The organism is Actinopolymorpha sp. NPDC004070 (assembly GCF_040610475.1).
In the GTDB taxonomy this organism is placed as follows: Bacteria; Actinomycetota; Actinomycetes; order Propionibacteriales; family Actinopolymorphaceae; genus Actinopolymorpha.
In genome coordinates, this window is sequence record NZ_JBEXMJ010000001.1 from 603,065 (window position 1) to 629,567 (window position 26,503).

The 26,503-nt window shown below is 70.2% G+C and carries 21 protein-coding genes and 1 pseudogene; 10 read left to right on the top strand and 12 right to left on the bottom strand.

Annotated features, from left to right (window positions below; genetic code table 11):
* Complete coding sequence (secA, locus tag ABZV93_RS02745) at positions 1-2,829, top strand: preprotein translocase subunit SecA (RefSeq protein WP_354929202.1); 2,829 nt, start codon at positions 1-3, stop codon at positions 2,827-2,829.
* A 357-nt stretch (positions 2,830-3,186) separates the two neighbouring features.
* On the opposite strand, the gene ABZV93_RS02750 is transcribed toward secA, so the two are convergent.
* Both ABZV93_RS02750 and ABZV93_RS02755 read right to left on the bottom strand, forming a co-directional pair.
* On the bottom strand, positions 3,187-3,801 hold the full coding sequence (locus ABZV93_RS02750; protein ID WP_354929205.1) for an Rv3235 family protein: 615 nt from the start codon (positions 3,799-3,801) through the stop codon (positions 3,187-3,189).
* Positions 3,802-3,849: 48 nt separating this feature from the next.
* The gene (locus ABZV93_RS02755; RefSeq protein ID WP_354929208.1) at positions 3,850-4,674 is read right to left on the bottom strand and encodes a LysM peptidoglycan-binding domain-containing protein; all 825 of its coding nucleotides are present in this window, start codon (positions 4,672-4,674) and stop codon (positions 3,850-3,852) included.
* Between the two features lie 295 nt (positions 4,675-4,969).
* On the opposite strand from ABZV93_RS02755, the gene ABZV93_RS02760 reads away from it, so the two are divergent.
* On the top strand, positions 4,970-5,617 hold the full coding sequence (locus tag ABZV93_RS02760) for a hypothetical protein (protein WP_354929211.1): 648 nt from the start codon (positions 4,970-4,972) through the stop codon (positions 5,615-5,617).
* A 36-nt stretch (positions 5,618-5,653) separates the two neighbouring features.
* Here the strand turns inward: ABZV93_RS02760 and ABZV93_RS02765 are convergent, their stop codons facing one another.
* A complete protein-coding gene (locus ABZV93_RS02765) occupies positions 5,654-5,887 on the bottom strand; it encodes a helix-turn-helix domain-containing protein (protein ID WP_354929214.1) in 234 nt (77 codons plus the stop codon).
* A 400-nt stretch (positions 5,888-6,287) separates the two neighbouring features.
* Here ABZV93_RS02765 and ABZV93_RS02770 point away from each other — a divergent pair, with 400 nt between their 5' ends.
* The 5 genes from ABZV93_RS02770 (at position 6,288) to ABZV93_RS02790 (ending at position 11,531) form a co-directional block, all read left to right on the top strand.
* The gene (locus tag ABZV93_RS02770) at positions 6,288-6,962 is read left to right on the top strand and encodes a hypothetical protein (protein WP_354929217.1); all 675 of its coding nucleotides are present in this window, start codon (positions 6,288-6,290) and stop codon (positions 6,960-6,962) included.
* A 4-nt stretch (positions 6,963-6,966) separates the two neighbouring features.
* Entirely contained in the window at positions 6,967-8,271 is a 1,305-nt protein-coding gene (locus tag ABZV93_RS02775) for a chromosome partitioning protein (protein ID WP_354929220.1), read from the top strand.
* A gap of 118 nt (positions 8,272-8,389) precedes the next feature.
* Positions 8,390-9,832, top strand: coding sequence for a wax ester/triacylglycerol synthase family O-acyltransferase (locus ABZV93_RS02780; RefSeq protein ID WP_354929222.1), 1,443 nt, complete (start codon positions 8,390-8,392; stop codon positions 9,830-9,832).
* Between the two features lie 36 nt (positions 9,833-9,868).
* Positions 9,869-10,903 (top strand): patatin-like phospholipase family protein, encoded by a 1,035-nt coding sequence (locus ABZV93_RS02785; protein ID WP_354929225.1) that lies wholly within the window; start codon positions 9,869-9,871, stop codon positions 10,901-10,903.
* A 133-nt stretch (positions 10,904-11,036) separates the two neighbouring features.
* Positions 11,037-11,531, top strand: coding sequence for a hypothetical protein (locus tag ABZV93_RS02790; RefSeq protein ID WP_354929228.1), 495 nt, complete (start codon positions 11,037-11,039; stop codon positions 11,529-11,531).
* 28 nt (positions 11,532-11,559) lie between these two features.
* On the opposite strand, the gene ABZV93_RS02795 is transcribed toward ABZV93_RS02790, so the two are convergent.
* From ABZV93_RS02795 to ABZV93_RS02825, 7 genes and pseudogenes are all read right to left on the bottom strand, one after another.
* Positions 11,560-12,300 (bottom strand): response regulator transcription factor, encoded by a 741-nt coding sequence (locus ABZV93_RS02795; RefSeq protein WP_354929231.1) that lies wholly within the window; start codon positions 12,298-12,300, stop codon positions 11,560-11,562.
* A gap of 43 nt (positions 12,301-12,343) precedes the next feature.
* The gene (locus tag ABZV93_RS02800) at positions 12,344-14,257 is read right to left on the bottom strand and encodes a PAS domain S-box protein (RefSeq protein ID WP_354929234.1); all 1,914 of its coding nucleotides are present in this window, start codon (positions 14,255-14,257) and stop codon (positions 12,344-12,346) included.
* Positions 14,250-14,693, bottom strand: a complete 444-nt coding sequence (locus ABZV93_RS02805; RefSeq protein WP_354929237.1) for a hypothetical protein — start codon at positions 14,691-14,693, stop codon at positions 14,250-14,252. The genes ABZV93_RS02800 and ABZV93_RS02805 overlap by 8 nt, the downstream gene beginning before the upstream one ends.
* A 48-nt stretch (positions 14,694-14,741) precedes the next feature.
* Entirely contained in the window at positions 14,742-16,169 is a 1,428-nt protein-coding gene (locus ABZV93_RS02810) for a hypothetical protein (RefSeq protein WP_354929240.1), read from the bottom strand.
* Between the two features lie 44 nt (positions 16,170-16,213).
* Positions 16,214-17,815 carry a glycosyltransferase family 39 protein gene (locus tag ABZV93_RS02815; RefSeq protein WP_354929243.1) on the bottom strand — a complete coding sequence of 534 codons (1,602 nt, stop codon included), beginning with the start codon at positions 17,813-17,815 and terminating at the stop codon, positions 16,214-16,216.
* On the bottom strand, positions 17,802-19,211 hold the full coding sequence (locus tag ABZV93_RS02820) for a glycosyltransferase (RefSeq protein WP_354929246.1): 1,410 nt from the start codon (positions 19,209-19,211) through the stop codon (positions 17,802-17,804). Before ABZV93_RS02820 ends, ABZV93_RS02815 begins: the two co-directional genes overlap by 14 nt.
* A gap of 25 nt (positions 19,212-19,236) precedes the next feature.
* Positions 19,237-20,184: pseudogene (locus tag ABZV93_RS02825) on the bottom strand (GtrA family protein); the annotation flags it as partial.
* Between ABZV93_RS02825 and ABZV93_RS02830 the strand changes: the two are divergent.
* Both ABZV93_RS02830 and ABZV93_RS02835 read left to right on the top strand, forming a co-directional pair.
* Entirely contained in the window at positions 20,102-20,749 is a 648-nt protein-coding gene (locus ABZV93_RS02830; RefSeq protein ID WP_092654211.1) for a response regulator transcription factor, read from the top strand. The pseudogene ABZV93_RS02825 and the gene ABZV93_RS02830 overlap by 83 nt on opposite strands.
* A complete protein-coding gene (locus ABZV93_RS02835) occupies positions 20,746-22,443 on the top strand; it encodes a GAF domain-containing sensor histidine kinase (protein WP_354929249.1) in 1,698 nt (565 codons plus the stop codon). The genes ABZV93_RS02830 and ABZV93_RS02835 overlap by 4 nt, the downstream gene beginning before the upstream one ends.
* A gap of 191 nt (positions 22,444-22,634) precedes the next feature.
* Here ABZV93_RS02835 and ABZV93_RS02840 read toward each other — a convergent pair whose 3' ends face one another.
* Both ABZV93_RS02840 and ABZV93_RS02845 read right to left on the bottom strand, forming a co-directional pair.
* Entirely contained in the window at positions 22,635-23,804 is a 1,170-nt protein-coding gene (locus ABZV93_RS02840) for a glycoside hydrolase family 5 protein (RefSeq protein WP_354929252.1), read from the bottom strand.
* A gap of 55 nt (positions 23,805-23,859) precedes the next feature.
* On the bottom strand, positions 23,860-24,261 hold the full coding sequence (locus ABZV93_RS02845; RefSeq protein ID WP_354929255.1) for a hypothetical protein: 402 nt from the start codon (positions 24,259-24,261) through the stop codon (positions 23,860-23,862).
* A 367-nt stretch (positions 24,262-24,628) separates the two neighbouring features.
* On the opposite strand from ABZV93_RS02845, the gene ABZV93_RS02850 reads away from it, so the two are divergent.
* Entirely contained in the window at positions 24,629-26,503 is a 1,875-nt protein-coding gene (locus tag ABZV93_RS02850; protein ID WP_354929258.1) for a glycoside hydrolase family 3 N-terminal domain-containing protein, read from the top strand.

A 26,503-nucleotide genomic window follows, 5' to 3' on the forward strand; every position in this document is an offset into this window, starting at 1 on the left:
GTGCCTGCCCTGCTCGACAAGATCCTGCGCGCCGGTGAGGGGAAGACCCTCCGGAAGCTGCAGTCGATCGCCAAACAGGTCAACTCCATCGAAGCGGACTTCCACTCGATGACGGACGCCGAGCTGCGCGGCATGACCGAGGAGTTCCGCAGCCGGCTCGCGGACGGCGAAACGCTCGACGACATCCTGCCGGAGGCGTTCGCCGCCGTACGGGAGGCCGCGCAGCGCACCATCAAGCAACGTCACTTCGACGTGCAGATCATGGGTGGCGCGGCGCTGCACCTGGGCAACATCGCCGAGATGAAGACCGGTGAGGGCAAGACGCTGGTCTCCACGCTGGCCGCCTACCTCAACGCGCTGCCCGGCGAGGGCGTGCACATCATCACCGTCAACGACTACCTCGCGCAGTACCAGGGCGAGATGATGGGCCGGATCCACCACTTCCTCGGCCTGTCCGTGGGCGTGATCCTGGCGCACATGACCCCGGCCGAGCGCCGCGAGGCCTACGCCTGCGACATCACCTACGGCACCAACAACGAGTTCGGGTTCGACTACCTGCGCGACAACATGGCCTGGAGCCTGGACGAATGCGTCCAGCGCGGCCACAACTTCGCGATCGTGGACGAGGTCGACTCCATCCTCATCGACGAGGCGCGCACGCCACTGATCATCTCCGGGCCGGCCGAGCAGAGCTCGAAGTGGTACGAGGAGTTCGCCCGGCTGGTCAACCGGATGCGGGCCGACGTCGACTACGAGGTCGACATCAAGAAGCGCACGGTCGGCGTGCTGGAGCCGGGCATCGACAAGGTGGAGGACCACCTCGGCATCGACAACCTCTACGAGGCGGCCAACACCCCGCTGGTGCAGTTCCTGAACAACGCGATCCGCGCGAAGGAACTCTTCACCCGGGACAAGGACTACGTCGTCGTCGACGGCGAGGTGCTGATCGTCGACGAGCACACCGGCCGCATGTTGCAGGGCCGCCGCTACAACGAGGGTCTGCACCAGGCGATCGAGGCCAAGGAGGGTGCGCCGATCAAGGACGAGAACCAAACTCTCGCCACGATCACGCTGCAGAACTTCTTCCGCCTCTACGACAAGCTCTCCGGCATGACGGGTACCGCCATGACGGAGGCGTCGGAGTTCAACAAGATCTACGGCCTGGGTGTCGTGCCGATCCCGACCAACAAGCCGATGATCCGGGCCGACCAGGGCGACCTCGTCTACCGCACCGCGGAGGCGAAGTTCACCGCGGTCGTGGACGACATCGCCGAACGCCACGCCGAGGGGCAGCCGGTGCTGGTCGGCACCACGAGTGTCGAGCAGTCGGAGCTGTTGTCGTCGCTGCTGAAGCGCCGTGGTGTCCCGCACGAGGTGCTCAACGCGAAGCACCACGCCCGGGAGGCCGCGATCGTGGCCCAGGCAGGGCGCAAGGGCGCGGTCACCGTTGCCACCAACATGGCCGGCCGCGGTACCGACATCATGCTCGGCGGCAACGCGGAGTTCCTGGCCGACGCCGAGCTGCGGGACCTCGACATCGACCCGGTGGAGCACGCCGAGCAGTACGAGAAGGCGTGGGGGCCGACCCTGGAGCGGCACCGGAAGCTGGTGCAGGCCGAGCACGACGAGGTGACCAAGGTCGGCGGGCTGTACGTCCTCGGCACCGAGCGGCACGAGTCCAGGCGCATCGACAACCAGCTGCGCGGCCGGTCCGGCCGGCAGGGCGACCCGGGGGAGAGCCGCTTCTACCTCTCCCTCGAGGACGAGCTGATGCGGCGGTTCAAGTCCGACTGGGTCGACTGGGTGCTCACCAGCCTGAAGATCCCCGACGACATGCCGATCGAGAACAAGCGGGTCACCGGTGCGATCGCCTCCGCCCAGGCGCAGGTCGAGTCGATGAACTTCGAGATCCGCAAGGACGTCCTGAAGTACGACGACGTGCTCAACCGGCAGCGGCACGTGATCTACGACGAGCGCCGGCGGGTGCTCGAGGGCGAGGACGTCCACGACCAGGTGGGCCCGATGCTCGACGACACGGTGGAGTCCTACGTCACCGGTGCCACCGAGGGGTACGCCGAGGACTGGGATCTCGACCAGCTGTGGACCGACCTGAAGCAGATCTACCCGGTCGGGGTCAGCGTGGCCGACATCGAGGAGGACTGCGGCGGCCGCGGCGGGGTCACCCGGGACTTCCTTATCGAGCGTCTGCGTGAGGACATCCACCAGGCCTACGCCCGCCGGGAGAACGAGCTCGGCGCCGAGGTGCTGCGCGAGCTCGAACGCCGGGTCATCCTGTCGGTCCTGGACCGGAAGTGGCGCGAGCACCTCTACGAGATGGACTACCTCCGCGAGGGAATCGGGCTGCGGGCGATGGCCCAGCGCGACCCGCTGGTGGAGTACCAACGCGAGGGTTACGACCTCTTCATGGCCATGATGGACGCCATCAAGGAGGAGTCCGTCGGCTACCTGTTCAACCTCGAGGTGCAGGTCGCCGAGCCCACCGCCCCGACCGCCGAGGAGGCCGCCCTCGAGGCGGAGGCGGCCGCGCAGGCCGAGGAACACCCGCACGTGGTGGCCCGTGGCCTGTCCGCACCGCAGCGGCCCACCCGGCTCAGCTACACAGCGCCGACGGTGGACGGTGAAGGCGGCGTGGAGCAGCGCAGCGAGTCCAGCGGGAGGGCGGCCGGTAACGGCGTCGCCGGCAACGGCTCCGGCGCGGACCTCGAGTACGCCGGTACGCCGCGCAACGCGATGTGCCCGTGCGGATCCGGCCGGAAGTACAAGCGCTGCCACGGAGACCCGAAGGCCCGCGCCCGGATGACCGACTGAGCCGAATTGTCGAGCTGATCGGCTGAGCCGATCCGCTGACGTGACGAGCTGAGACGGCGGGCTGGGTCGAGCGGCTGAGCCCGGCAACGCCGCGACGACCCGACCGAACCCGCGTGCTCACGTGCTCTGGTCAGCGGGGGGCGTAGGTTACGCGGCGTTCTGCGTCGGGAGGGACCGGCGAGTACGGGAGCCCAGGCCGGTCCGGGCTGCACCGGCAGCTGGATCGCCGCCAGCTGGACCTGGATCCGGACCTGGATCCGGCCATGGAACCGCCGGCCCCGATGCCTTTGGTGGTTCCCCCGTGCATCGGAGCCGGCGGGCTCAGGGATGGTGCGCGACGGCCGACCCAACTGAGGGTCAGCCCAGCTGAAGCGCGGTGCACCGCCAGCGGCCGTCCAGCCCCTCCAGTCGTACGGCCACCGCACGCGACCGTCCGCCGTGGTTGACGTGCACGGCCACCTCGGCGACCCCGTCGCGGGGTTCGCACACGTGCACCGAACGGACCATCGCCCTGCCGCGGTCACCGCGCTGCGCCGACCCGGGCGGGCACAGTGCCCGCACCCGGTCCAGGACGTCGCTGTAGACCCGGTGGTCGGTCCACCGCAACAGCTGGCTGGCCGGCCGGTCACCGGACAGCACCTCCACCAGCGCCTGGACGAACCGTCCCGACCACGAACGGGGGTCGGGCAGCGCCACCCGCGGGGTCTGCTGAGGAGCGAAGAACGGGTCGTCGCGGTCGCGGTCGCGGAGGGCGCCGCGGCCGCCGACGACACTGAGGTGGCGAGTGGCCGTGGCTTCCCGGTCGGCGACCGCCAGGTCCAGCGCGAGCGATCCGTGGGTCAACGTGCCGCCTGGCCGGTCGACCGCGTGCTCGTCGTCGTAGGCGGGCTCGGTGGACGGGGTAGGGATCCGGCGGGGCAACGGCCGGACGGTCTCCCTCGCGGCCGGCAGGTGCTGCTGGGTTGCGATCATCGTGGGTCCCCCGATCGATGTGAGCGGTGTGGTGGTCGTCGGCCGCGGTCAGGACTGGGGTGGGGTGAGAATCTGACCAGGCTGGATCAGGTCGGGGTTGTCCCCGATGACCTGCCGGTTGGCGTCGTACCACCGGTGCCACTCGCGGTTGATCTCTTCGTTGTCGGCGTCGGCGGGCAGGTGTTGCTTGGCGATGTTCCAGAGGTTGTCCCCGCGCTTGACGACGACCTGCTGCTGGGAGTCGGCGCCCCGCACCGGTGCCCGGGTGATGGGGTCCGCGGTCGCCGGCCGGTCGGGATTGGGCAGGCCGGCCCGGTCGAAACCGAGTCGGGCGGAACTCGCGGAGGTCGGGCGGTCGGGCATGGGGAGCTGGGAGTCGCGGATGTTCGTGCCCCCGGGGCGGTCGAGGTCGGGCAGTTGGACGCCGCCGGGAAGCTGGCTGTCGATGGTGCCGGGGCGGTCGAGCCCGGGCAGCATCTGCGCGGCCGCGGCGGCCTGGGTGGGCTGGTCGACCGTGGCGGCATTGGCGGGCAGTGATCCGAGCACCGGCCCGGCGGCCACGGACAGGCCGAGAGCGACCCGGGCCGCCCGCCGGTAGAAGGCCGGGGTGACGCGGTCGGCCAGTGAGCCGCAGGCGGCGCCGATCGCGCCTGGCAGCGCGGACAGCGCCATCAGCACGGTCCCGAGTGCCAGCCAGGCGAAACAGGCCCAGGCGAGCACCGCGACGACGAAGACCAGGAGCGCGTCGAACGTCAGGGCGCCGTCCCGCACCGCCGCCAGGCTGCCGGCGGTGAGCCAGCGAAGAGCCCAGGCGCCGACGAGGAAGGCGAGCAGCACGCCGATCGGCGAGACGACCCGGCGGACGATCCGCATGACTTGGCCTCCGAAGCATTCGTTTGCTTGCGTTTGCTTTCATACTCTGCGGTTCGCTGGACTGTCAACACGCTTGCCGGCGCCTCAGCGCCTCCCCGCGCCTGCTCATGGACGCCTGATGGCGCTCTGACCTGGGCTTTCGGTGGCCGACGCGGGGGAAAGCGACGTGTCAGAGCCTGGGAGCCGATCGGAAAAATCACCCCGATCCGGGCGCCGAGACCTCCTTCGGCGGCTTCCGACAGCCCAAGTTCCACTCCTATAAGCCGCATTTGCTGTCATTTGCTTGTATTTGTTTGTGTCCGCATCCATCGACGTGGGTGCGGCGGGTTGGGCGACGCTCGGCCGGGTCGCGATCATGGCCGGGCCGTTAGGAAGTACGGTGGGGCGCGTGCGCTGGGAAAGCCTCTTCGCCGACCTCGACTCCCAGATGGAGGAGCTGGAGGCGGCCGAACTCGCCTCCGAGGTCGCCGACCGGACTCGCCGCGAGGTGGCGTTGTTCCGCCTGGTCGACCGGCTACGACCGGCGTTCGGTCACCCGGTGACGGTCTTCACCCTCGGCGGCGGCAAGGTCGCGGGACACGTCTCCGGTGTGGGAGCCGACTGGCTGCTGATCGCGGAGGACTTCCGCTTCGAGGTGCTGTTGCCGCTGGACTCCATCACCGGCATCACCGGCCTGGGCAACCTCACCGCCGCACCGGGAAGCGAGGGGAAGGTCGCGGCGCGGCTGACGCTCGGCCACGCATTGCGCGGTGTGGCCCGCGACCGGTCGTCGGTGGCAGTCGCGTTGCGAGACGCCACGACAGTCACCGGCACGATCGACCGGGTGGGTGCGGACTTCTTCGAGATGGCCGAGCACGGGCCGGCGGAGATTCGCCGCGCACGCGACGTCAGGGGCGTACGGACAGTGCCGTTCGGAGGGGTCGCGTTCGTTCGTCGTTCGTGACATCCGTCGTTAGTGAACAGCTGAACGGGTCCGGACCTACAACTCCTCGGCCTTGCCGTAGGGATGAGTGGTGATGAAGTCGCGGGTCTCGGAGTACATCCGCTCGATGTAGGTCTCCAGGGCGGAGGCTTCGACCCGCCACTGGCCCCGGCCGCCGATCTTGATCGCCGGAAGCTCGCCGCTGCGCACCAACGCGTAGGCCTGCGCGGACGAGATGTTGAGCACTTCGGCAACATCGGCCAGCTGCAGGAACCTTGTCGTGCCAGGCAACGCGTTCTCCTTCCGGGCTTGGTGCCTTGTCAGTCTGCCACGTGTTTGCTTGCGGTTGCGTTCGGTTGTCCACAGCTCCATGGGAGCGTTCCCACTTCCCTTACCCCACTCCGTGGCGGACTGATCACGAATGCGGGCGGTTCGGTCGACTTCTGCCCGGTTCAGGTCAGACGGCGGGGTTATCCACAGGGCGTGCCCGGTTTGGGAGCAGGTGTCCGTACTTCCGTGACAATCGGTGTCGTACTGTTCTGTCGGCGTCCGGTCGGCGTCCGGTCGGCACCCGGCCGACACGCGATCGGTGTCTCGTCGGCGGCTGATCGGTGTCCGTCCGCCCGCCGGCGTCCGTACAAAACGTCTGCGTCCACCTGACGTCGCGGAACCCATGACCCCGGAGGAACCCTTGTCGGATGCGCCGTCGCCCAAGGCCACTCGGCAGTCGCGGCCCAGATGGCTCGACCCCAAGCTCTTTCTCGGCATCCTCCTGGTGCTCGCGTCCATGGCGCTCGGCGCGCGGGTGATCGCGCAGTCGGACAAGACCGCGGAGGTCTGGGCGGTGAAGGACGACGTGACCCTCGCGCCGACCGCCACGCTCACCCAGAGCCAGCTGGTGGCCCGGAAGGTGCGCTTCACCAAGCAGGCGGACGCCGACCGCTACGTATCGGCGTCAGCGCGGATCCCCGACGGTGCTCGGATGGTTCGCGAGGTCGGGCCGGGTGAGTTCCTTCCCCGGGACGCCTGGACCGACCACGCCGACGAGCAGTTGCTGGACACACCGATCCCGGTGACCGGTGCCGGGCTGCCCAAGTCGATCCACAAGGGCGACCGTGTCGACATCTACGTCGTCCGGACCAACGACGACAAGTTCCGTCCGGACAAGGGCATTCTCGCCGCCAGCAACGTCATCGTCGTCGACCTGCCCGCGGGCGGCGGCTTCGGCGGAGGTGGCGGCGACTCCAGCGCGACCGTGCGCGTGGCACTCGACCAGATGAGCAAGGGGTTCAGCCTGGACCAGCTCGTCGGCGACGTCTCCGGCGGCAGGGCCGTTCTCGTCAAGCACGTCGCACCGGAGAGGTGACATCGTGAGCCTTCCCGTCCTCACCGCCGTCACCGGCGCACAGTGGGAGTCCGACCTCGTCTCGGCGCTGGAGCGCAGTTCGCTCGGGCTCGACGTCGTCCGGCGCTGCGTCGACCTGCCCGACGTGCTCGCCACCGCCCAGTCCGGGCAGGCCCGCGCCGTGTTGTTGTCGGCCGACCTGCGCCGGCTCGACCGGGACGCGGTGGCCCGGTTGATGGCCGGGGGCGTCGCCGTGGTCGGCGTGGTGACGCCGGGCGACCTGGCAGGGGAGGACCGGCTGCGCCGGCTCGGCATCAGCCGGGTCGTCCCGGCCGACGCGCCCGCCGACGTGCTCGCCGGTGCGGTGGCCGAGGCGGTGGAGGTCGCGCAGACCGCTGGGCCGGTGCCGGTGGCGGAGTTCGCGATGTCCGACCCGCACCGGTCGATGCCGACCCTGCCCCCGGCGGAGGAGGTGCCGGCGTACGAAACCGGAACCGGCACCGGGCAACTGCTGGCGGTCTGGGGACCCACCGGCGCCCCGGGCCGTACCTCGGTGGCGGTCACGCTGGCCACCGAGCTGTCGTTGTTCGGCGTACCCACCCTGCTCGCCGACGCCGACGTCTACGGCGGTGTGGTGGCACAGACCCTCGGCCTGCTCGACGAGGCGCCCGGCCTCGCCGCCGCCTGCCGGTCCGCCAACAACGGCACCCTCGACCTGCCCGCGCTCGCCCGGCACGCCCGGGAGGTGCTGCCCAGGCTGCGGGTGCTCACCGGCATCCAGCGCGCCGACCGCTGGCCGGAGCTGCGGGCCAGCGCACTGGAGCAGGTCTGGGACCTGTCCCGCCAGCTCGCCGCGGCGATCGTGGTCGACTGCGGGTTCAGCCTCGAACAGGACGAGGAGATCTCCTTCGACACCGCGGCCCCCCGCCGCAACGGCGCGACCCTCACCACCCTGGAGCTCTGCGACACGGTCGTCGCCGTAGGCGCCGCGGACCCGATCGGCCTGCAGCGGCTGATCCGCGGGATCGAGGAGCTGCGGGAGGTGGTGCCGGGCGCGGTGATCCGCGTGGTCGTCAACGGCGTACGCAAGGGGCCGGTCGGCGGTGACGCGGAGAGCCAGATCCGGGAGGCGCTGCGGCGCTACGTCGGTGTCGACACGGTGGTGTGTGTGCCGTACGACCGGGTCTCCTTCGACACCGCGCTCGCCCAGGGCCGCACGCTGTCGGAGGTGGCGGCCAAGTCATCCGCCCGGGCGCCGCTGCGCGCACTGGCCGCGGACCTGATGGGGATCACCATGCCCAAGCAGCGCCGGCGGGCGCGTAAGCGGTAGCCGGCGTCCCCACCCTGCAGTTCCCGCCGTCGCCGCCGCGTGCCGCGGCGTCCGGCCCACGATCGGGGCGGTCGACGTGTCACGATGAGGGGCTTGACGAATCGCGGGAGGTACGCCGATGCCGGACCGGCTGAGTGCGCTCGACCTGTCGTTCCTCTACCTCGAGGAGCCGACCACGCCGATGCACGTGGGCAGTGTCAGCGTCTTCGACACACCCGAGGACGGGTTCGGGTACGACACCCTGCTCGCGCTCGTTCGCGAACGCCTGGCCTACGTGCCGCGTTACCGGCAGCGGATCCGGCGGGTCCCGGGCAACCTCGCCAACCCGGTGTGGGTCGACGACGAGGACTTCGACCTCACCTACCACGTCCGCCGGTCCGCGGTGCCCCGTCCGGGCACGCCCGACCGGCTGCACGAGCTGGTCGCCCGGTTGATGAGCCGGCCGCTGGACCGCGAGCGCCCGCTGTGGGAGATGTACCTCGTCGAGGGCCTGGAGGACGGCAGGTTCGCGTTGGTGTCCAAGACCCACCAGGCCGTCATCGACGGGATCAGCGCCGTCGACATCGGCCAGGTGGTGCTGGACCCGCAGCCGCAGGCGCCGGAGGCCCCGGCCGACAACTGGGTGCCGAGCCCGGAGCCGACGTCGCTGGAACTCCTCGCCGGGGCGGTGGCGTCCGCGGTGTCCCGGCCGACCGACCTGCTGGAGACCGCCCGGCACACCGTCGCCGAGCTGCCCCTCACCGGCGGCCGGCTGGCCCGCGGGCTCGGCAGCGCTGCCGGCAGCCTGGTCACCGCCCTCAGCACCGCCGCGTGGCCCGCTCCGGGCAGCCCGCTCAACGTGCCGATCAGCTCCCAGCGGCGGTTCACCACGGTGGACACCTCGCTGGACGACTACCGCGCCGTCCGTGCCCGCCTGGGCGGGGACGTCAACGACGTGGTCCTCGCCACCATCGCCGGTGCGCTGCGGTCCTGGCTGTTCACCCGGGGCGTGCGGGTGGCTCCGACGACCTCGGTGCGTGCCCTGGTGCCGATGAGTGTGCTCACCGGCGAGGGGCAGAACAGGGTGGCGGAGTACATCGTGGACCTTCCGGTCGGCGAGGGCAGTCCGGCCATGCGGTTGCACCAGGTGTCGTACGCCATGAAGGCCCACCAGGAGACGGGACGGGCCGTGCGGGCCCGGGCGCTCGCGGGCATGGCGGGCTTCGCGCCGCCGACGCTGCACGCCATGGGCGCCCGGGTGGCGAGTTCGCTGTCCCGGCGTATTTTCAACCTGGTGGTCACGAACGTCCCGGGTCCGCAGAGCCCGCTGTACGTCGCGGGGACGCCCATGACCGGGACGTATCCGGTCGTTCCGCTGGCCAAGGGGCAGGCGCTGGCCATCGGCCTGACCTCGTACAACGGCGTCGTGTGCTTCGGGCTGAACGCCGACCGGGACGCTATGTCCGATCTCGACGTGCTCGCGCAGTGCATCCCGGATGCGCTGGCCGAGTTGGTTGAGACGGTGGACCTGGTTGAGCCCCCGCCAAGTCAGCCCGAGCGCCGTCGGGGAAAGGCACACTGAAAGATGAGGATGCGGAGCCAAGGTGAGGAGGTCGCCATGAGTGGCCCACGACGCGGCCTGGTCCTCGGGGCCGGCGGCGTCCTCGGCGCGGCCTGGACGATCGGCGCACTCTGTGCGCTGGAGGAAGAGACCGGGATCAAGGCGACGAAGGTCGACCTCCTGCTCGGCACCTCTGCCGGATCCGTGGTCGCGGCCCTCCTTGCCGCCGGGGTGACGCCGGAGGAGCAGCGAGCCCACCAGCGCGGTGAGGTGCTCGACGGCAGCCTGCTGAACGACGTCAACTTCGACTACGCGTTCGGCGGCCGTCCGCCCACGCCCTGGCCCGGAGTGGGTTCGGCGCGGTTGCTCGCCTCGGTGGTCCGTGACCGCCGCCTGCTCAGCGCGCCGGTCGTGCTGGCCGGCCTGGTGCCGCGTGGCCGCGGCTCGGTGGAGGAACTCCTCCGGCTGGTCGGAGGGATCGTCCCCGAGTGGCCTCGCAGGCCCGCCCTGAAGGTGGTCGCCATGGACTACCACGCCGGCGCCCGGGTCGCCCTGGGCGCCGACGCGGAGCACCCGGCCACGCCCTCGGAGGCGGTGGCCGCCTCCTGCGCGATCCCCGGCTGGTTCGCGCCGGTGGAGATCGGTGGCCGGGTGTACGTCGACGGTGGTACGTCCTCCATCGCCTCGGTCGACCTCGCGGTCGGGTACCGGCTCGACGAGGTGTTCGTCCTCGCGCCGCTGGCCTGGCTGGCGTCCCCGGAGTCGATGGGGCCGTCGATGTGGATGCTGCAGCACTGGCGGCGTTCGCTGACCCGGCAGCTCAACCGCGAGGTGGAGGCCCTGCGCGCCGACGGTGCCAAGGTCACCGTGATCGCCCCCACCGCGGAGGACCTCACCAAGCTCGGCACCAACCCGATGGACGAGCACCGGCGGCTGGACGTGCTCGAGACCTCGATGCGCACCAGCCGGCTCGCGATGCGGGGCATGCGCCGCCGCCGGACCAACCGGACCAACGGCCGGCCCGTCCGCAAGTACCGCGACCTGCAGCGCCACGCCGACGCGTCGGACGCCCAGCGCCGCGACCGGTCCTGACCGCACCGGCACCTGGAAACCAGCACCCGCGCCCGGCCGCACCCGGTCCAGCGGTTCGGCCGGTCCGGGCGCTACGTTCGTCCGGACGGCCCGGACACGACGCGGGCGGACGGCGCAGAGGAGGGACCAGCGCATGCGGGTGTATCTCGGAGTGACGCTCACCGAGTTGGCGGGCGCCGTCGCGCAGGGCGGCTTCGGGCCGCCACCGCTGGCCGCCGCGGCGGTCACCCCCGAGCTTCGGGAGTGGTACGCCGAAGGCGACCTGGAGGAGCTCGAGTACGCCGCGACCATGGCGGCCGCACGGGAATCGCTTCGCCGGCTGGGCCTCGACCCGGACGCGCCGCGCCGCCGGGTGGTGGTGGCCGCCGACGCCCCGGACGGGCTGGTGCTGCCCGACCGGGCCCGAGGCCGCGCGACCGTCGTCCTACAGGCGCCGATCCCGATGGACAAGGTGGCCGCCGTGCACGTCGACGACGTGGAGGCGGCGGAGGTCGTGGCCGCGGCGGCCAAGGCGGTCGACAAGGCCGACGCAGGCGATGAGGACGCCGAGTTCGCGGTGGACGAGGCCGAGGGCCGTGAGCTGCTGTGGTTCGCCCGGCAGGAGATCGCCGACCTGCTGCGGGAGTGACGTCCGTACGCCGGACAACGCTGGTACGTCAGTCGGCGGGCGACTCGTCCTCGACGTGGGCGCCCTCGGGCTCCTCGGCCGCGGCCGCCTTGACCACCGCCTCCAGCTTCGACCGGGCGCCGAGCTTCTCCAGCACCTTCCGCACGTGGCTGCGCACGGTGGGGTAGGCGATGTTGAGCCGGGCGGAGATCTCCCGGTTGTCCAGGCCCTTGGACATCATCGCGAGGATCTCGCGTTCGCGGGTGGTGAGGCTGGCCAGTGCCTGCGCCCGGTCGCTGCGTTCGCGGGTCGCCTCGCGGCTGCGGGTGAGGAGCTCGTGCAGCTTGGACGCGGGAATGAGCATCTCGCCGGCCGCCGCCCGGAGCACCGCGTCCACGATCTCCTTACCGCTCGCGGTCTTGATGAGGTAGCCGGACGCCCCGGCCTCGATCGCGGCGATCATCGCCTGGTCGCTGTCGTCGGCGCTGACGAACACCACGGCCGCCTCGGGCCGGTGCCGGCGGATACCCGCGGCGGCGTCCACGCCGCTGCCGTCGGGGAGCCAGAAGTCCAGGACGGCGACGTCGATGCGTTCCTGCTCGGCCGAACGGACCGCATCGGCGACCGTCGGCGCCCAGCCCTGCACGTGCAGGTCGGGGTGTTCGTCGAGCAACGCGCACATGCCTTCCGCGACGACCTGGTGGTCTTCGACGATGAGGACCTGAACGGTCCCGGACGCGGGCTCGGCGTTCACCGGCCGTACCCGGGCCGGGCGCACTCCGGGGCGCACTTTCGGGCACACCTGCCGGCACCCGTTGTTCGCGGCTTCGCGCTCACTGGTCGCCTCCGGTCATTCCCGCTTCCCGCGGGACCCAGAACTCCACGGTAGTCCCGGACCCGGGCGCGCTCTCCACCCGGCACCAGCCGCCGGCGATCTCGGCACGGTCGCGCATCAGGGTTAGTCCCAGATGCCCCGCTTTGGACTCGGTTTCGAGGGGGTTGTAGCCCACTCCGTTGTCGATGATCTCCACGAGGACGCCGTCCTCGACGTCGGAGAGCCGTACCCGCAGCTCGCTGGCCTGGGCGTGTTTGCGTACGTTCATCAACGCCTCCTGGGCGATCCGATAGATCAGCACCCGGGTCTCCTGCGGCGGCTCCACCTCCATCCGGCTCTCCAGTACGCACCGCAGGCTGGTCTCGGCGCGCAGCTGCTCGAGGTAGACGTTCACCGCCGCCATCAGGCCCTCCTGTTCGAGGGCGGGCGGGCGGAAGTCGAAGATCATCCGGCGGAGCCGGTCGGCGGCCAGCCGGATCGTCTCCTCCAGCTTGGTCAGCACCCGCAGGTCCTCGGGGTCACGCAGCCTGCGGCGCAGCTGCTGCAGGCGCAGCGCCGCCGCGGTGATCACCTGCAGGCTGTCGTCGTGGATGCCGGCGGCGATCCGCAGCCGTTCGCGTTCCTGCGCTCCCACGAGGTCGACCAGGACGTGCCGGTGTTCCTGCCCGGCCGCGCGCAGGGCCTCCACACTGCGTTCGAGGACCGCGCGCGAGCCCGCCGACTCGGTCATGTCCCGGACGGTGAGGATCACCCGCGGGCCGTCCTCGGTACGGATCCAGGCGATGCTCACGTCGGCGGGGAAGTCGGTGCCGTCCCGGCGCCGCCCGGTCAGCTCCATCCCCTCCGGTGCCCGGGGCTCACCGGCCCGGTGCGGGGGCACGTCGGTCTCCCGGCGGTAGATCGTCACCGGGTGGTCGGGCAGGAGTACGTCCACCGACTGGTCCACCAGGTCCTCGCGGGCGAAGCCGAATATCTGCTCCGCCGCCGCGCTCACCAACCGGATCACTCCGGAGCTGTCCACGATGAGGGTGGCGTCCGGTGAGGACTCGAACAGCTGCTGGTACTGCGCCTCGGCCAGGCTGAGGTCGGTGATGTCGCGCAGGAACACCGCGACGCCGCGATGTCCGTGCGCCATCGGACTGGCCGACACCTCCACCCGGAAGGTGTTGCCGTCCTTGCGCCGCCCGGACGCGGTGAAGTGCACCTCCGCCTGCTCCTCACCGCCGCCGCGGCCGAGCAGCCGGTGGATCACCTCGTCGGCGGGCTCGCCGTACCCCGACGCCGGTACGAGCTTGGTGATCGGCTCGCCGACGACCTCCATCCGGCGGTAGCCGAAGAGCTCCTGGACGCGTGCGTTGACGGTCTCGATGGTTCCGTCCGGACCGACCAGGACAGCCGCCGCACCGACCCGGTCCAGCAACTGGCGCAGGGTGTTGGCGTTCTGCAGGGTGGCCGCGCCGGTACGCCGCTCGTTCTCCAGGTTGCGGCGCAGCACCTGGATGCACTCGCGGGCCAGCGGAACGGAGATGCTCAGCTGGCCACGGGACGCCCTGGTGATCGCCTCCAGGATCTCCTCGTCGGGGATGCCCTTGACGAGATACCCGCTGGCGCCGGCCGCGAGCACGTCCACCGCGCTGCCCGGATCCTCGTACGCCGACAGCACGAGCACCGCGGTGGTGGGGCTGCCGTCCAGGATCGACCGCACGCTGGCCGGCGCCGTGCCGCCGGGCATCCGGACGTCGAGCACCACGACCCGCGGCCGGTCCCGCAGGGCGAGGCGTACGGCGTCGGGATGGCTCACCGCCTGCCCGACCAGCTCCAGGTTCGGCTGCATCGAGATCAGGTCGGCCAGCGCGTCGCGCAGCGCGCGGTCGTCGTCGGCGATGACGACCCGGACGGACTGCTCAGCCATCGCGCCCCCCGAAGGACGCGATCGTGGCCTGCAGATCGGACCGGCTCAACCGGGTCGGCGTCCGCTCCCGCAGCCAGGGCAGCGCGGCGGACAGGGGCTCGATCAGGACGCGGTAGTTCTCCTCCTCGATCCGGTCACCCGCCGCCACCGCGGCGGCGGCGTCCCACGCGGCGGCCCAGAACGCCCACTCGGTGCGCTGGTGACGCTGGGCCGCGGCCATCGCATCCCGGCGGGCCTGGACCGCCGCGTCCAGGATCGCCCGGCGTTCGGCCGGGGTCGTCCCGTGCCCGAGCGAGGCCCACGCCAGCGCCCGCTCGGACCGGGACCGCCGCCGCCAGGCGGCCACCACCTCGTCGATCTGCGCCCCGTCGACGCGGTTGAGGTGCGAGATCAGGTGGAGTACCCCGCGTGTGTTGGGCCCGAAGACGTCGGTCATGCCGACGCACCTCCCTCATGCCCGGTGCTGCTCGGGTCCTGCTCTCGGTCAGTACTTCAGGTCCGCGGGCAGCCGGTACCTCTTCTGCGGAGGCAACTGCACCTTGCCCTCGGACTTGTCGACCGTGACCGTGGCGGTTCCCGCGCCCTGGCTTCGCGCTCCGATGAGCTTGAAGACCACCTTGTTCTGGGCGTCCGCCGGGATCGTGTACGTGCCGGCGGCGAGCGCGGAACCCTTCTCGTTGACGCGGAACGCCGCGACGAGTTCACCCTGGACGAAGACGTGGACCGCCTCGTTCGGTGCGAAGCCCTTCGCGTAGAAGTTCAGCATCGTGCCCGGCAGCCCGCCCCAGGTGCTGGTGCGCACACTCGGCTGGTACTTCTGGGCGAGGAAGCCGGCCTTGGTGGAGGCACGGGACTGCTCACCCACGAAGACCAGCGACTGCCGGCCGAACAGGCCGTACGGCACCTTGAAGGCGACCCCGCCGATGGTGCCGTTGTCCGCGGCCCGCATCGTCATCACCGGTGTGCCGCCGGGGCTGTTGAAGTACCCGAGCACCCGCTCGTTCGGAGCGAAGCCCTTGCCGGTCAGGTTGATCGTCTTGTTGGCCCTGGCCGAGAACGGCTTGGTCAGCACCATGGGGTACTGCCGCAGCAGCTGGAACGGCGCCAGTGCGGTGGTCTTGCTCTTCGCACCCACCAGGATCACGGTGTTCGGGCCGACGGCGCCCACACCGACCCGCAGCGAGGCGTGGGACAGCCGGCCCGCCGGGTCGGCCCGCAGCATGGAGCTGGGGACGCCGCTGATCCGGCCCCAGTAGACCTTGATGGCCTCGTTGGGTGCGAAGCCCGCGGCGTTGACCTGCAGTTGCGTTCCCGGTGTCCCCACGTCGTCGCTGAGCGACATCAGCCCGACGCCGGACTGCGCGGCGAGCTGTGCCTTGGCCACCTTGGTCGTGCTGCCGACCTGCGCCAGGGTGACGGTCTGCTTGCCGCCCTGGTTGGCGATGCCCACCGGGTAGGTGAAGTTGGCGTTGACCACGCCGTCACGGTTGGCCCGCGCGGAGGCCACCACCCTGCCCTTGCCCGCCGCGGCGGCCGCCTTGGCCTTGCCCTTACCGGTGGCCTTGGACGGGCTCGTTCCGGTGGACAGCATCACGTCGACACGGGCGCCCTTGTCGAAGCCCGAGCCGTTGACGCCCACCTGGCCGCCCGGTTTGGCCAGCGCCGGGTTGAGTACCGCGACCGGTCCGGCGCCGACGGGCACCTTGTGGCCGTTGAACCGTACGATCTTCGTCGGCTGGCGCACCTCGGGCACCTTGACCTCGGTGGTCCTGCCCGAGCCCTGTCCAGTGAGGTCGACGGCATCTCCCTTGCCGCCGGACGAAGGGAGGAAGGACCGTGCGATCGAGATGACGGCCAACGCGACGACCGTAACGACGAGGATCTGTTTCCAGGTCCATTTCGACATGTTCATCGTTCACTCCCGTTTCACCCAGCGCCCCCCAGCAGGGCGGGTGGTCACTTGACGATCCGGTAGACGGACAGGTGGATGTTGCCTCGGTTGAGGTCCCACACGCGTTCGCCGTGCTGGTCGATCGCGTCGAGCATCCACTGCTCCTGGCCACCGGTGTTGTTGCGTTCCATGGCCTGTCGCATCTTGTTCGACATGACGATGTAGTCGATGTTCGCCCAGTTCTTGCGGAACAACTTGTCGCGGACGGCGGGGTCCGAGGCCGCCTTGAAGTGTGAGTGCGCGCGCGGGAAGTACGGCGGCTTGTCGTGCAGCGTGGTCCAGATGTCGTCGTCGATGATGATCCGGGCGTTCGCCGGAATGTTGGCGCGCACCCACTCCACCTGCCGGGTCTGCAGCGGCGTGACCTGCAGGTGGTACAGGTCGTGGACCTGGATCTGTCCCTGGGTGTTGTGGGAGAGGAAGTACCCACCCGGGATCACCAGGGCGGCGGCCACGATGCAGCTGGTCGCGGCCACCTGCAGGGGCCGTGGGACCGACTTCATCAGCGTGCCGAACACCAGCCCGGCGTTCATCGCCAGCACCGGGATCATCGGCACGATGTAGAAGTCCAGCAGCACGCTCCCGCGCGCCATGTAGACGCCGTAGCCGAGCGCCATCAGCCCGGCGACGAGGTAGCCGGTGCGGGACTTGTCCTGTGACCACAGGATCAGCACGACCACGACCGCGATCAACCCGCCGATGAGGATGATCGAGTCGCGTGACATCCAGGAGTTCTCCAGCAGCCGGACGAACAGCTCCCGGCCGGAGATGCCGGTCCGGTTGGACTGCCACCAGATCGTGTACAGCAAGGACACGTGCTTGGCCTGCGGGGCGTTCAGGTCGAAGTTCATCCCGCTCGGCAGCAGTTCGTTGCGCAGTGCGGCGAACAGCAGGTAGAAGCCGACCGGTATGCCGGCCCCGAACCACCAGAAGCTGGTCTGGAACCTTCGGCTGCGGCTGTCCTTGGAGTACTTGTGCGCCATGTAGGCGAGTGCGGGAAGGAAGAAGACCGCGTTCTCCTTGGTGACCATCGCCAGGCCGAACGCCAGCCCCGCCGAGATCGCGGTCACCACCCGGTCGCCGTTGCGGGCGATGAGATACACCGCCAGCAGCACCCAGACCACCATCAGGTTGTCCAGCAGGACCTGGCGCTGGTAGTAGACCGCGAGCGGGGAGAAGTTGAAGATGAAGCAGGCGAAGAACGCCCCGGCCGAGCTGTTGCAGAACCTCCGCACTATCCCGAACAACAGCCCGGTGCTGATCACGTGCGCGACCACCATCAGCACCCGCATCGTGTTGATCGGGTTGCCGAACGCCTCGAACTGGTTGGGCAGCACGTTGGCCCAGGCCGCCATCACCAGCCAGCCGAAGGGCGCGTGGTCGTAGAAGTAGGTGTACGGCGACAGGGCGGCCTCGCGCAGCACCGCCCACGCCTGCTGGGTGTAGATGCCCTCGTCGGTGATGTACAGCGGATAGAGGAACGTGTGGTAGGCGTGCGTGATCGCCCCGCTCAGCAGGGAGATCAGCAGCAACAGGTTGGGCCGCTGCCGCATCCGTTCCCCGAGCGCGGGGTTGGGAGTCGCCGTAGCGACGTCAGCTGCTGCCACTGCGCATCGCCTTTCTCGGGCTGTCGACGGTCGGCACGCCGGCGGTCCGGGCGGCGCCCGGGTCACGCGAGCCCCGGACCGCGCGGGGGTTGCCGAACGCGTCCGCTGTCCCGGCGGGCCGGGTCCGTTCCGGAGCGGCGCCGCGGTGGGCGCCGACGTGCTGGGTCTTCTCCCAGTCCCCGCGTCCGGCCAGCTGGCGGCGCAGTGCCCGTAGCGAGGCGTAGGCCATCACGAACTGGTACGGAATCCAGGTGAGGGCCATCTTCACCGCCAGTCCCGGGCTCGGCTTCATGCCGTGTGCCTCGGTGAACTCGTGCAGACCGACCACCGCGGTGAGGAAGTGCGCGGCCAGCAGCAGAACCGGCAGGAAGGACAGCAGTGCCACCCCGACCGGCGCGTGCAGGAAGAGCATCATCCCGACCGCGAGCGGGGTGTAGACGCCGAGCATGGCCTGGGCGTACGGGAAGGCCAGCGTGTAGCAGGCAAGGAAGCGTTGACGCCGGGTAGGCAGCTTCTTCCAGGTGCCCTTGCGCAGCGTCTGCATGAACCCCTGGTTCCAGCGGGTGCGCTGCCGGACGAAGCTGCTGAGCGTCGGGGGAGTCTCCTCCTTGGTGACGTACCTGTCGTCGTAGATCACCCGGATCGGCTCGCCCATCGCACAGACCCGCAGGCCGATGTCGGCGTCCTCGGTGAGGTTGGTCTCGTCCCAGCCGCCGAGGTACTCCATCAGCTTCCGGTTGAAGAAACAGGTGTTGCCGCCGAGCGGGATGGAACCGTGCTTCGCGTGGTGGTGCAGGCGGCTCTTGAACCAGAAGAAGTACTCCAGCACGTTGAACGTCGAGTACCAGTTCGAGCTGTAGTTCATCAGCTGCACGCCGGACTGCACCACGTTGACCCGTTCGCGCACCATCACGGTGTTGACCACCCGGAGGATGTCCGGGTGCATCTCGTCCTCGGCGTCGAAGATCGTCAGCACGTCGCCGCGTGCCTGCCGCAGCGCGCAGTTGAGACCGTGCGGCTTGTTGATCGGCTGGTCGTCGAAGACCACGAGCGAGGCGTTGTCGATGCCCTCGTAGCGCAGTTCCTCGATCTTGGCCTCGACGGCCGCGATGGTTCCGGTGTCGTCGGCGGAGCACACGACCAGCACCTGCAGCAGGTGCATGGGGTAGTTACTGTGCACGATCCGGCCGACGGTCGTCGCGATGACCTCTTCTTCGTGCCGGGCCGGAAGAATCGCGGTGAAGGACAGGGCCGGAGCGGCGAAATGTTCGGGGGCCGCGTTGCTTTCGTTCGGCGGCTGGTCCCAGGTGTAGATCATCAGGTACAAGGTGTGCGCCGCCTGGACGCTCAGCAGGAGAGAGATCCCCACCAGGCCCGCGAAGATGAACGACTCCATCCTTCTTGCCACCCCATATCCATGTCGCACTGACGGCGAGGTTGATGCCCATCGCGGCCGCGATGCCGAAGGCGTTCCCGACCAGGTAGAAAATGCCGAGTCTGTCCAGTGCCCACACGACCGTGACGTTCACCGAGAGAGCGACCAGAGCGGTGGCGTTGAACTTCGTGAACCGGACGAGGGACGCATGCCTGGAGCCGAACGTCCAGATCTCGTTGAGTACGTAGTTGTTGGCGATCGCCAGTTCGGTGGCCATCACCGACGCCAGGACGAGCGGCACGCGGATGACGCCGTGGATGAGCTGCAGCGCGAGCGTGTTGACGCCCGCACCCACCAGCCCGACGACGGAGAACCGCCATACCCTCGGATCGAGGAACAGTCTGGCGGCGCGTCGCCAACAGCGCTGGTACGCACGCGTGAGAGAAAGCCCGTGGGCGCACATGAGGCGCCGCCCCCCATGACGGTCCGCTTGGTTCGTCCATCGCAATCCTCCGTTGACGCAGCGCCACACACCTCCCCCGGCCATCCGCGATCGCCACCCCCCTTCGGGGGAGTCCACGCCTCCCTCCTCCCGGTGACGGGCGCCGCGAACGCCCAGCAGGTCAGGAGAAGTCCGGACAAGGACGCCTCTCCCACACCGACCCGCGAGACGGACGACGTCGTGGCGCAAGGCGCCCTTGGCGGCAGGCCGGAAGGGTTCGCGGCTTTCGCGCGGCGGGCGTGGCCGGAGTCCTCGCCACGGCGGAAGCCGCCCGGCCAGGAGGTGCCGGGACGTACGCTGACGATCTGGCAACCGGGCGTACGGGGGACTACGGCGGCAGGGCTCGCGTCCCCCGAGCCGGCCGTACCGTGGAGGTAGGAGCGGCATCGCCTGGGGGCGGGAGGGGCCGATGACTGTCCGTCTGCTGATCGCTGAGGACCACGCCGTCGTACGGCAGGGACTGATGATGTTCCTGAAGCTGGACGACGGCATCGAAGTGGTGGGGGAGGCGCGAAACGGGCGTGAGGCCGTCGAGCTGGCACACAAGGTCACACCGGACGTCGTGCTGATGGACCTGCTCATGCCGGTCATGGACGGCATCAGTGCCACCGCCGCGATCCGGCGGGAGTTGCCGGACGTCGAGGTGGTCGCGCTGACCAGCTTCCTCGAGGACCACCTCGTGGTCGACGCGCTGCGCTCGGGGGCGATCGGTTACCTGCTCAAGGACACCGACGCCGACGGCCTGCGTCGCGCGGTGCGTGCGGCGGCCGCCGGACAGGTCCACCTGTCGCCGGCCGCGGCGGCCCGGCTGGTGCGCGACATGCGGGTGACCAACGCGCCTGGACCGCTGACCCGGCGGGAGGTGGAGGTGCTGATCCTGCTGGCCCGCGGCCGGTCCAACAAGGAGGTTGCCCGGGAGCTGTCCATCGGGCAGCAGACGGTCAAGACGTACGTCAGCAGCATTCTTCGCAAGCTGGACGTGCAGAGCAGGACACAGGCCGCGTTGTACGCGGTGCAGACCGGCCTGGTGTCCACGCACGAGCTGGCGCAGGCGTGACCGGCCCCACGGCTGTCGGCCGGGCCGGGGGTGCCGCCGGCGCGGCCGGTATCGCGCCCGATGCGCCGGGGGCGGTGCCGGCCCGCACCGCGGCCGACGTCGCCGACGTCAACGACGCCTTGCTGCACGGGCAGCTCGACCGGGACTCGCTGCTGCGGCTGGTGGCCGGCGGCGTGCGCCGCGGCCTGGGCGGGGTGGCCTGCGTGGTCTCGACGCTGGAACGCGACGGCACCCTGGTGGTCCGCGTGACGGACGGCCGGGTGCGACCGGACCTGGTCGGCACGAGCGTGCCCGTGGACGGCTCGCCGGCCGGCGAGGCGCTGCGCCGGCGGGAGGCCGTCGTCACCGACTCCGGACGGACGACCGCCTGGCCCGGCTCCGCGCCCGGACCGGTGCTGGCGGTGCCGATTCCGGGCCTGGAACGCCCGGGCGGCGTGATCGAGGTGGCCTGCACCACGAGCGCCGGCAGCATGCCGAGCCGCCGGTTCGGGCCCGCGGACGTGGGAACGGCCGGCCTGTTCGCCGGCGCGGCGGGAATGGCCGTCGAGCATGACCGGGCCGGCGCCGACCTGGAGCTCGCGGCGGCGGTGCTGGGTGCGCCGGGTGGTGAGCCGCTGCCCGGCACGCTGCGCGAGCTGAGTGCTTCCGCCCTCACCGGTACGGGCGGGCTGGCGGCGGCGATCTACCTGCTCGATGACAACCTCACCTTGCGCCGGGCCGCCGGTGCCGGGCCGACGGAGCTGCTCGAGGACGGCGCGGCCGGTGCGGCACCGAACGTCGCCCAGGCCGCGGTGGCCTCCAGGGCGCCGATCGTGCACCAGCACGTCCATCCCGGAGCCGGGCGAGCCGGCGCCGCTTCGTCGGCCGCGCCCGGCGGCGAACCGGGAGTGGAACACCGGGCGACGGCACTGGTGTCGGTGCCCCTGATGTCGCGCGGTGTCGTCCTCGGTGTGCTGTGCTGCCTGTGCCCGGCCGGCTCCTATCCGGGCCGCCGGGACCTCGCGTACCTGTCCATGGTGGCCGGCAAGGCCGCGATGGCGGTGGACAGCTCGCACCTGGTGGCCTCCGCGCAGGAGAAGGCCGCGCAGGAGGAACGGCAACGGCTGGCACGGGAGCTGCACGACTCGGTGTCGCAGGCGTTGTACGGCATCGCACTCGGGGCCCGCACCGCACGGGAGTCGATCGGTCAGGAACCCGAGCGGATCGACCAGCCGCTCGCCTACGTGCTGCAGCTGGCGGAGGCGGGCCTGGCCGACATGCGGGCGCTGATCTTCGAGCTGCGCCCGCAGGCGCTCGCCGAGGAGGGCCTGGTGGCCGCGCTCGGCAAGCAGCTGGCGGCGTTCCGGGTGCGCCACGGTGTGCGGACGCGAGCAGTTCTGGGCAACGAGCCGGCCGGGGCGTTCAAGGTGAAACAGACGTTGTACCGCATCGCGCAGGAAGCACTGCAGAACGCCGCGAAGCACGCCAACGCGAAGAACGTGCTCGTACGCCTGGACGCCAGCCCCACGGCGCTCACCCTCGAGGTGGCCGACGACGGTGTGGGGTTCGACCCGGGCGCGTCCTATCCGGGTCACCTCGGCCTGCGGTCGATGCGGGAACGGATCGCGGAGCTGGGCGGGACGCTGGAGATCCACAGCGCGCCGGGGGAGGGAACCCGGATCGTGGCGCGGGCACCGACCGGCCTGTGGCCGTGAGCCGCACCGCCCGGGAGCACAGACACTGACGGGCGGTCCCGGACGAATGAACGTCCGGGAGCACAGACACTGACGGGCGGTCCCGGACGAATGAACGTCCGGGACCGCCCGGTTGTGCTACCTACTTCGCGTACCTACTGAGCCTGGCTGGCCCTACCGTTGACCGGTTCGGCCGTTCGGTACCGGGGAGGTCACCGCTTGTCGGCGGTGGGCACCTCCGCGAGCGGCGCCTGGTACTGCCGCAGCATCTTGAGCTTGGCCTTGTCCACGGTCTTCCAGTCGTTCTTCAGAACACCGCCGGTGTCACCGGAGTTGGCGTTCCACGACCAGTAGGTGTAGTTAAGGCCGTGCTTCTTGGCGAATGCGACCGTGGCGTGCTGCCACTTGCCCTCGGCGGTCTTCGGGCTGACCGACTTACCACCGAACTCACCCAGCAGCAGCGGGGTCTTGTCCTTCAGGAACGCCCAGTGCTTCTCCCAGACACCCGGAAGGTTCTTCGGGTAGTTGGGCGCCTGGAACCACTTCTGCTGGTAGACACCGGGGCCGTAGTCGTGCGGCGCGTAGACCAGCTTGTCGTTCTCCTTCAGCCGGACCGGGAACTGCTTGGCGCCGGCCAGGTTGCCGCCCCACCAGTAGTAGTCGTTCTTGTAGGACTCGATACCCTCCACGGCGATCAGCCAGTTCGGGTTGGCCTTCAGGACGGCGTTACCGGCCCGCTCGGCCGCGAGACGCCAGTCGGTGGTCTTCACGCCGGTGCCCCAGGTGGCCTGGCCACGCGGCTCGTTGTGCAGGTCGGCACCGATGACCAGCGGGTCGCTCTTGTAGTGCTTGGCGAGCATCGTCCAGTCGTCGATCCAGCGCTTCTCGCTGACCTGCGGGGTGTACCACAGCTCGCTCTGCGCCTGCGCCGTCGGACGGTGCCGGTCGAGCAGGACCATCAGGCCGCGGTCGGTCGCGCCCTTCACGATCTTGTCCATCAGCGGAAGGCCCTTCAGCCCCTTGAGGTCCGGGTTCAGCTTGTAGTTGATCCCGTTGGGCTTGCTTTCCTTGTCGAACATCTGGTTGGTGTAGGGCAACCGGATGGTGTTGAAACCGGTGGACCGGATCTGGTCGAGCATGCTCTCCCAGTTTCGGGCCCACAGACCGTGCGGCGCGAACGTCTCCGTCTCGAAGCCGAACCAGTTCACGCCGGTCAGGTTGACCTTCTTGCCACTGGCATCGACGATGTTGGGCCCGTCCGTGTGCAACGGTGTCTGGATCTTGGCGTTACCGCCTGTTGCGGTGGCATCGTCGGCACCCGGAGCATTTCCGGGCTTCGGCGCGAACGCAGCGACCAGACCAACGATCAACGACACGATCACGGGGACCAACAATACGGCGACTCGACCACGCTTTGTGGTCTTTCGGTAACGAGAACTAACCCAGGTTAGCATGCTCCTCCTTCAAAATTGCTGCCAGATCCTGCTCGACGAACCGCTTACTCACGTGTCGGTGGAATCCGGCTTCGAGGGTCTGTCTAACGGCGGCGATGTCGTCGTAGTTCGACAGCGCAACTAATCGGGTATTCGGTAGACGGCGGCTTGGGTCGTTGACGACCAGGACTTCTTTGTTCCCGGTCGACTCGGTTTTCGACTGGCTGCTCGACCAGCTGTACGAATCGATGTCGAACAGAAGTACGTCGGGTGCGCGTGGTGCCTGCACCAGTGCGAGAACTTCCTCGCTGTTGCCGGCAACCCCGAGCAGCTCGAGGTCTGGCTCGTCGGCCAGCAGGTCGACAAGTGCATCGACCAGTTCCGGATGATTGCCGACGACGACCACACGAGTTCTTCGAATGACTCCTCCCGGCAATGGCGATCCGAACGCTGGAAAACCTAGTGAGCCGAAGCGGGAGAGTCGTCGTACGCGCGGTCGAATTTCTGCTCGCTCAAATGTGACGCGCGTCTAGTCCAGATGAATGTCGGCCAATTGCGCGCGGCGACTGATTCGTTTGGCCGACGGATGCATAGTTCGTTTGGACGAGGTGGGCGCGGCCTTTCGCGGGGCGCCGCGGGCCACCGTCGGGCCCCCGCCGCTCCAGCGCCGTGCCCGACCGCCGGCCGGCCTCGTCGCGGCGGTCCAGAACCGGCCCGGCGCCGACCCCGCGTGACCCGTTGACCTCACCGGGCTACGTAGGTAGCTTCCGCACATGGCACCCGCCGACGTAGGAAGTTTTCGTCCCTCGTCCCGCCCCGGCCGCCGCTCAGTACTACTGGGCACGGCCGGCGCCGTCGGCGCCGTCGCCGCGTTCGGCGCGCTCGGAGGCCAGGCCGCGGCCGGCACCGCAGGCGCGGGCACGCCCATCTCGCCGGAGCCACCGGCCGAGCGGACCGGCCCGCGGGCGCAGGCCTGGATCCGCCGGGTCGTGGCCCGGATGTCGGCGGAGGAGAAGGTCGGCCAGCTCCTCGTCACGCATGTGTACGGCGCGGCCGCGGACAGCTCCGACGCCCGCAACGCCGCGGAGTACGGCGTGGCCACGCCCGCGGAGGTGGTGGCGAAATATCACCTTGGCGGTGTCTGCTACTTCACCTGGTCGGGCAACGTCGGCCCGCTGCCCGGGGTCGCGGCACTGTCCAACGGACTGCAGGCCGCCGCGACCGGCACCGGTGCGGGCCTGCCACTGCTGATCTCCACCGACCAGGAGCAGGGCACGATCGCCCGGATCGGCCCGCCGGCCGCGCAGTTCCCCGGCAACATGGCCCTCGGCGCGGGCCGCGACGCCGCCGCGGCCCGGGAGGCCGCCGCGATCACCGGTGCCGAGCTCGCCGCGCTCGGGATCAACCACGACTACGCACCGGATGCCGACGTGAACGTCGACCCGGGCAATCCGGTCATCGGCGTGCGATCGTTCGGTTCCGACCCCGGCCTGGTCGCAGAACTCGCCACCGCCCAGGTGCTCGGCTACCAACGCGACGGCCGGATCGCCGCCACCGCGAAGCACTTCCCCGGCCACGGCGACACCAAGGTGGACAGCCACACCGGGATCCCGGAGATCCGCCACACCAGGCAGCAGTGGGAGGACCTCGACGCGCCGCCGTTCCGGTCGGTGATCGACGCGGGAATCGACTCGATCATGACCGGGCACCTGGTGTTTCCCGCGCTCGACCCGTCCGGTGACCCGGCGACCCTGTCCCACCCGATCGTGACCGGCCTGCTCCGGGAGGAGCTGGGCTTCACCGGTCTGGTGGTGACCGACGCCCTGGGCATGAAGGGCGTGCGGGACAAGTACGGCGACGACCAGGTGGTGGTCCTCGCGATCAACGCCGGGGTGGACATGCTGCTGCGCCCGCCGGCGTTCGACCTGGCCCACCGGTCACTGCTGGCGGCGGTGCGCGAGGGGCGGATCAGCCGGCACCGGCTGGACGAGGCGGTCGGCCGGATCGTCCGGCTCAAGCTGGCCAACGGCATCGTCCACCATCCGACCGTGGACGTGTCGGCCGTGGAGAACACCGTCGGGACGCAGGCACACCTGGACCGGGCCGACCGGATCACCGAGACGACCACCACCGTGGTGAGGAACGACGGACTGCTTCCCGCCCGGGTCGACGGTCGCCGGGTCCTGGTCGTGGGCGCCGGCGGCAGCGCGGTGCGGTACCTCGCCGACGCACTGGCCGACCGCGGCGCGGACACCGGCACCATGTCCACGGGCACCCGTCCCACCGATGCCGCGATCGCCGGCGCGGTCGGCGCCGCGGCCGACGCCGACCTGACGGTCGTCCTCACCTCCAAGGCCTGGGACACCGAGGTCACCGACCCGCAGGCCCGGCAGCGCCTGCTGGTCGGGGAGCTCCTCGGCACCGGGCGCCCGGTCGTGGTGGTCGCGGTCGCCGACCCCTACGACCTGGCGTACGCCGACCGCGCGCAGGCGGGCGTTGCGGTGTACGCACCGACCGCGGTGACCATGCGGGCACTCGCCCGGGTGCTGTGCGGGGAGGTGGGCCCGCGCGGGCGGCTGCCGGTGGAGATCCCGACCGCCGACGGCACCGGCGTGCTCTACCCGTACGGCCACGGCCTGACCTGGTGA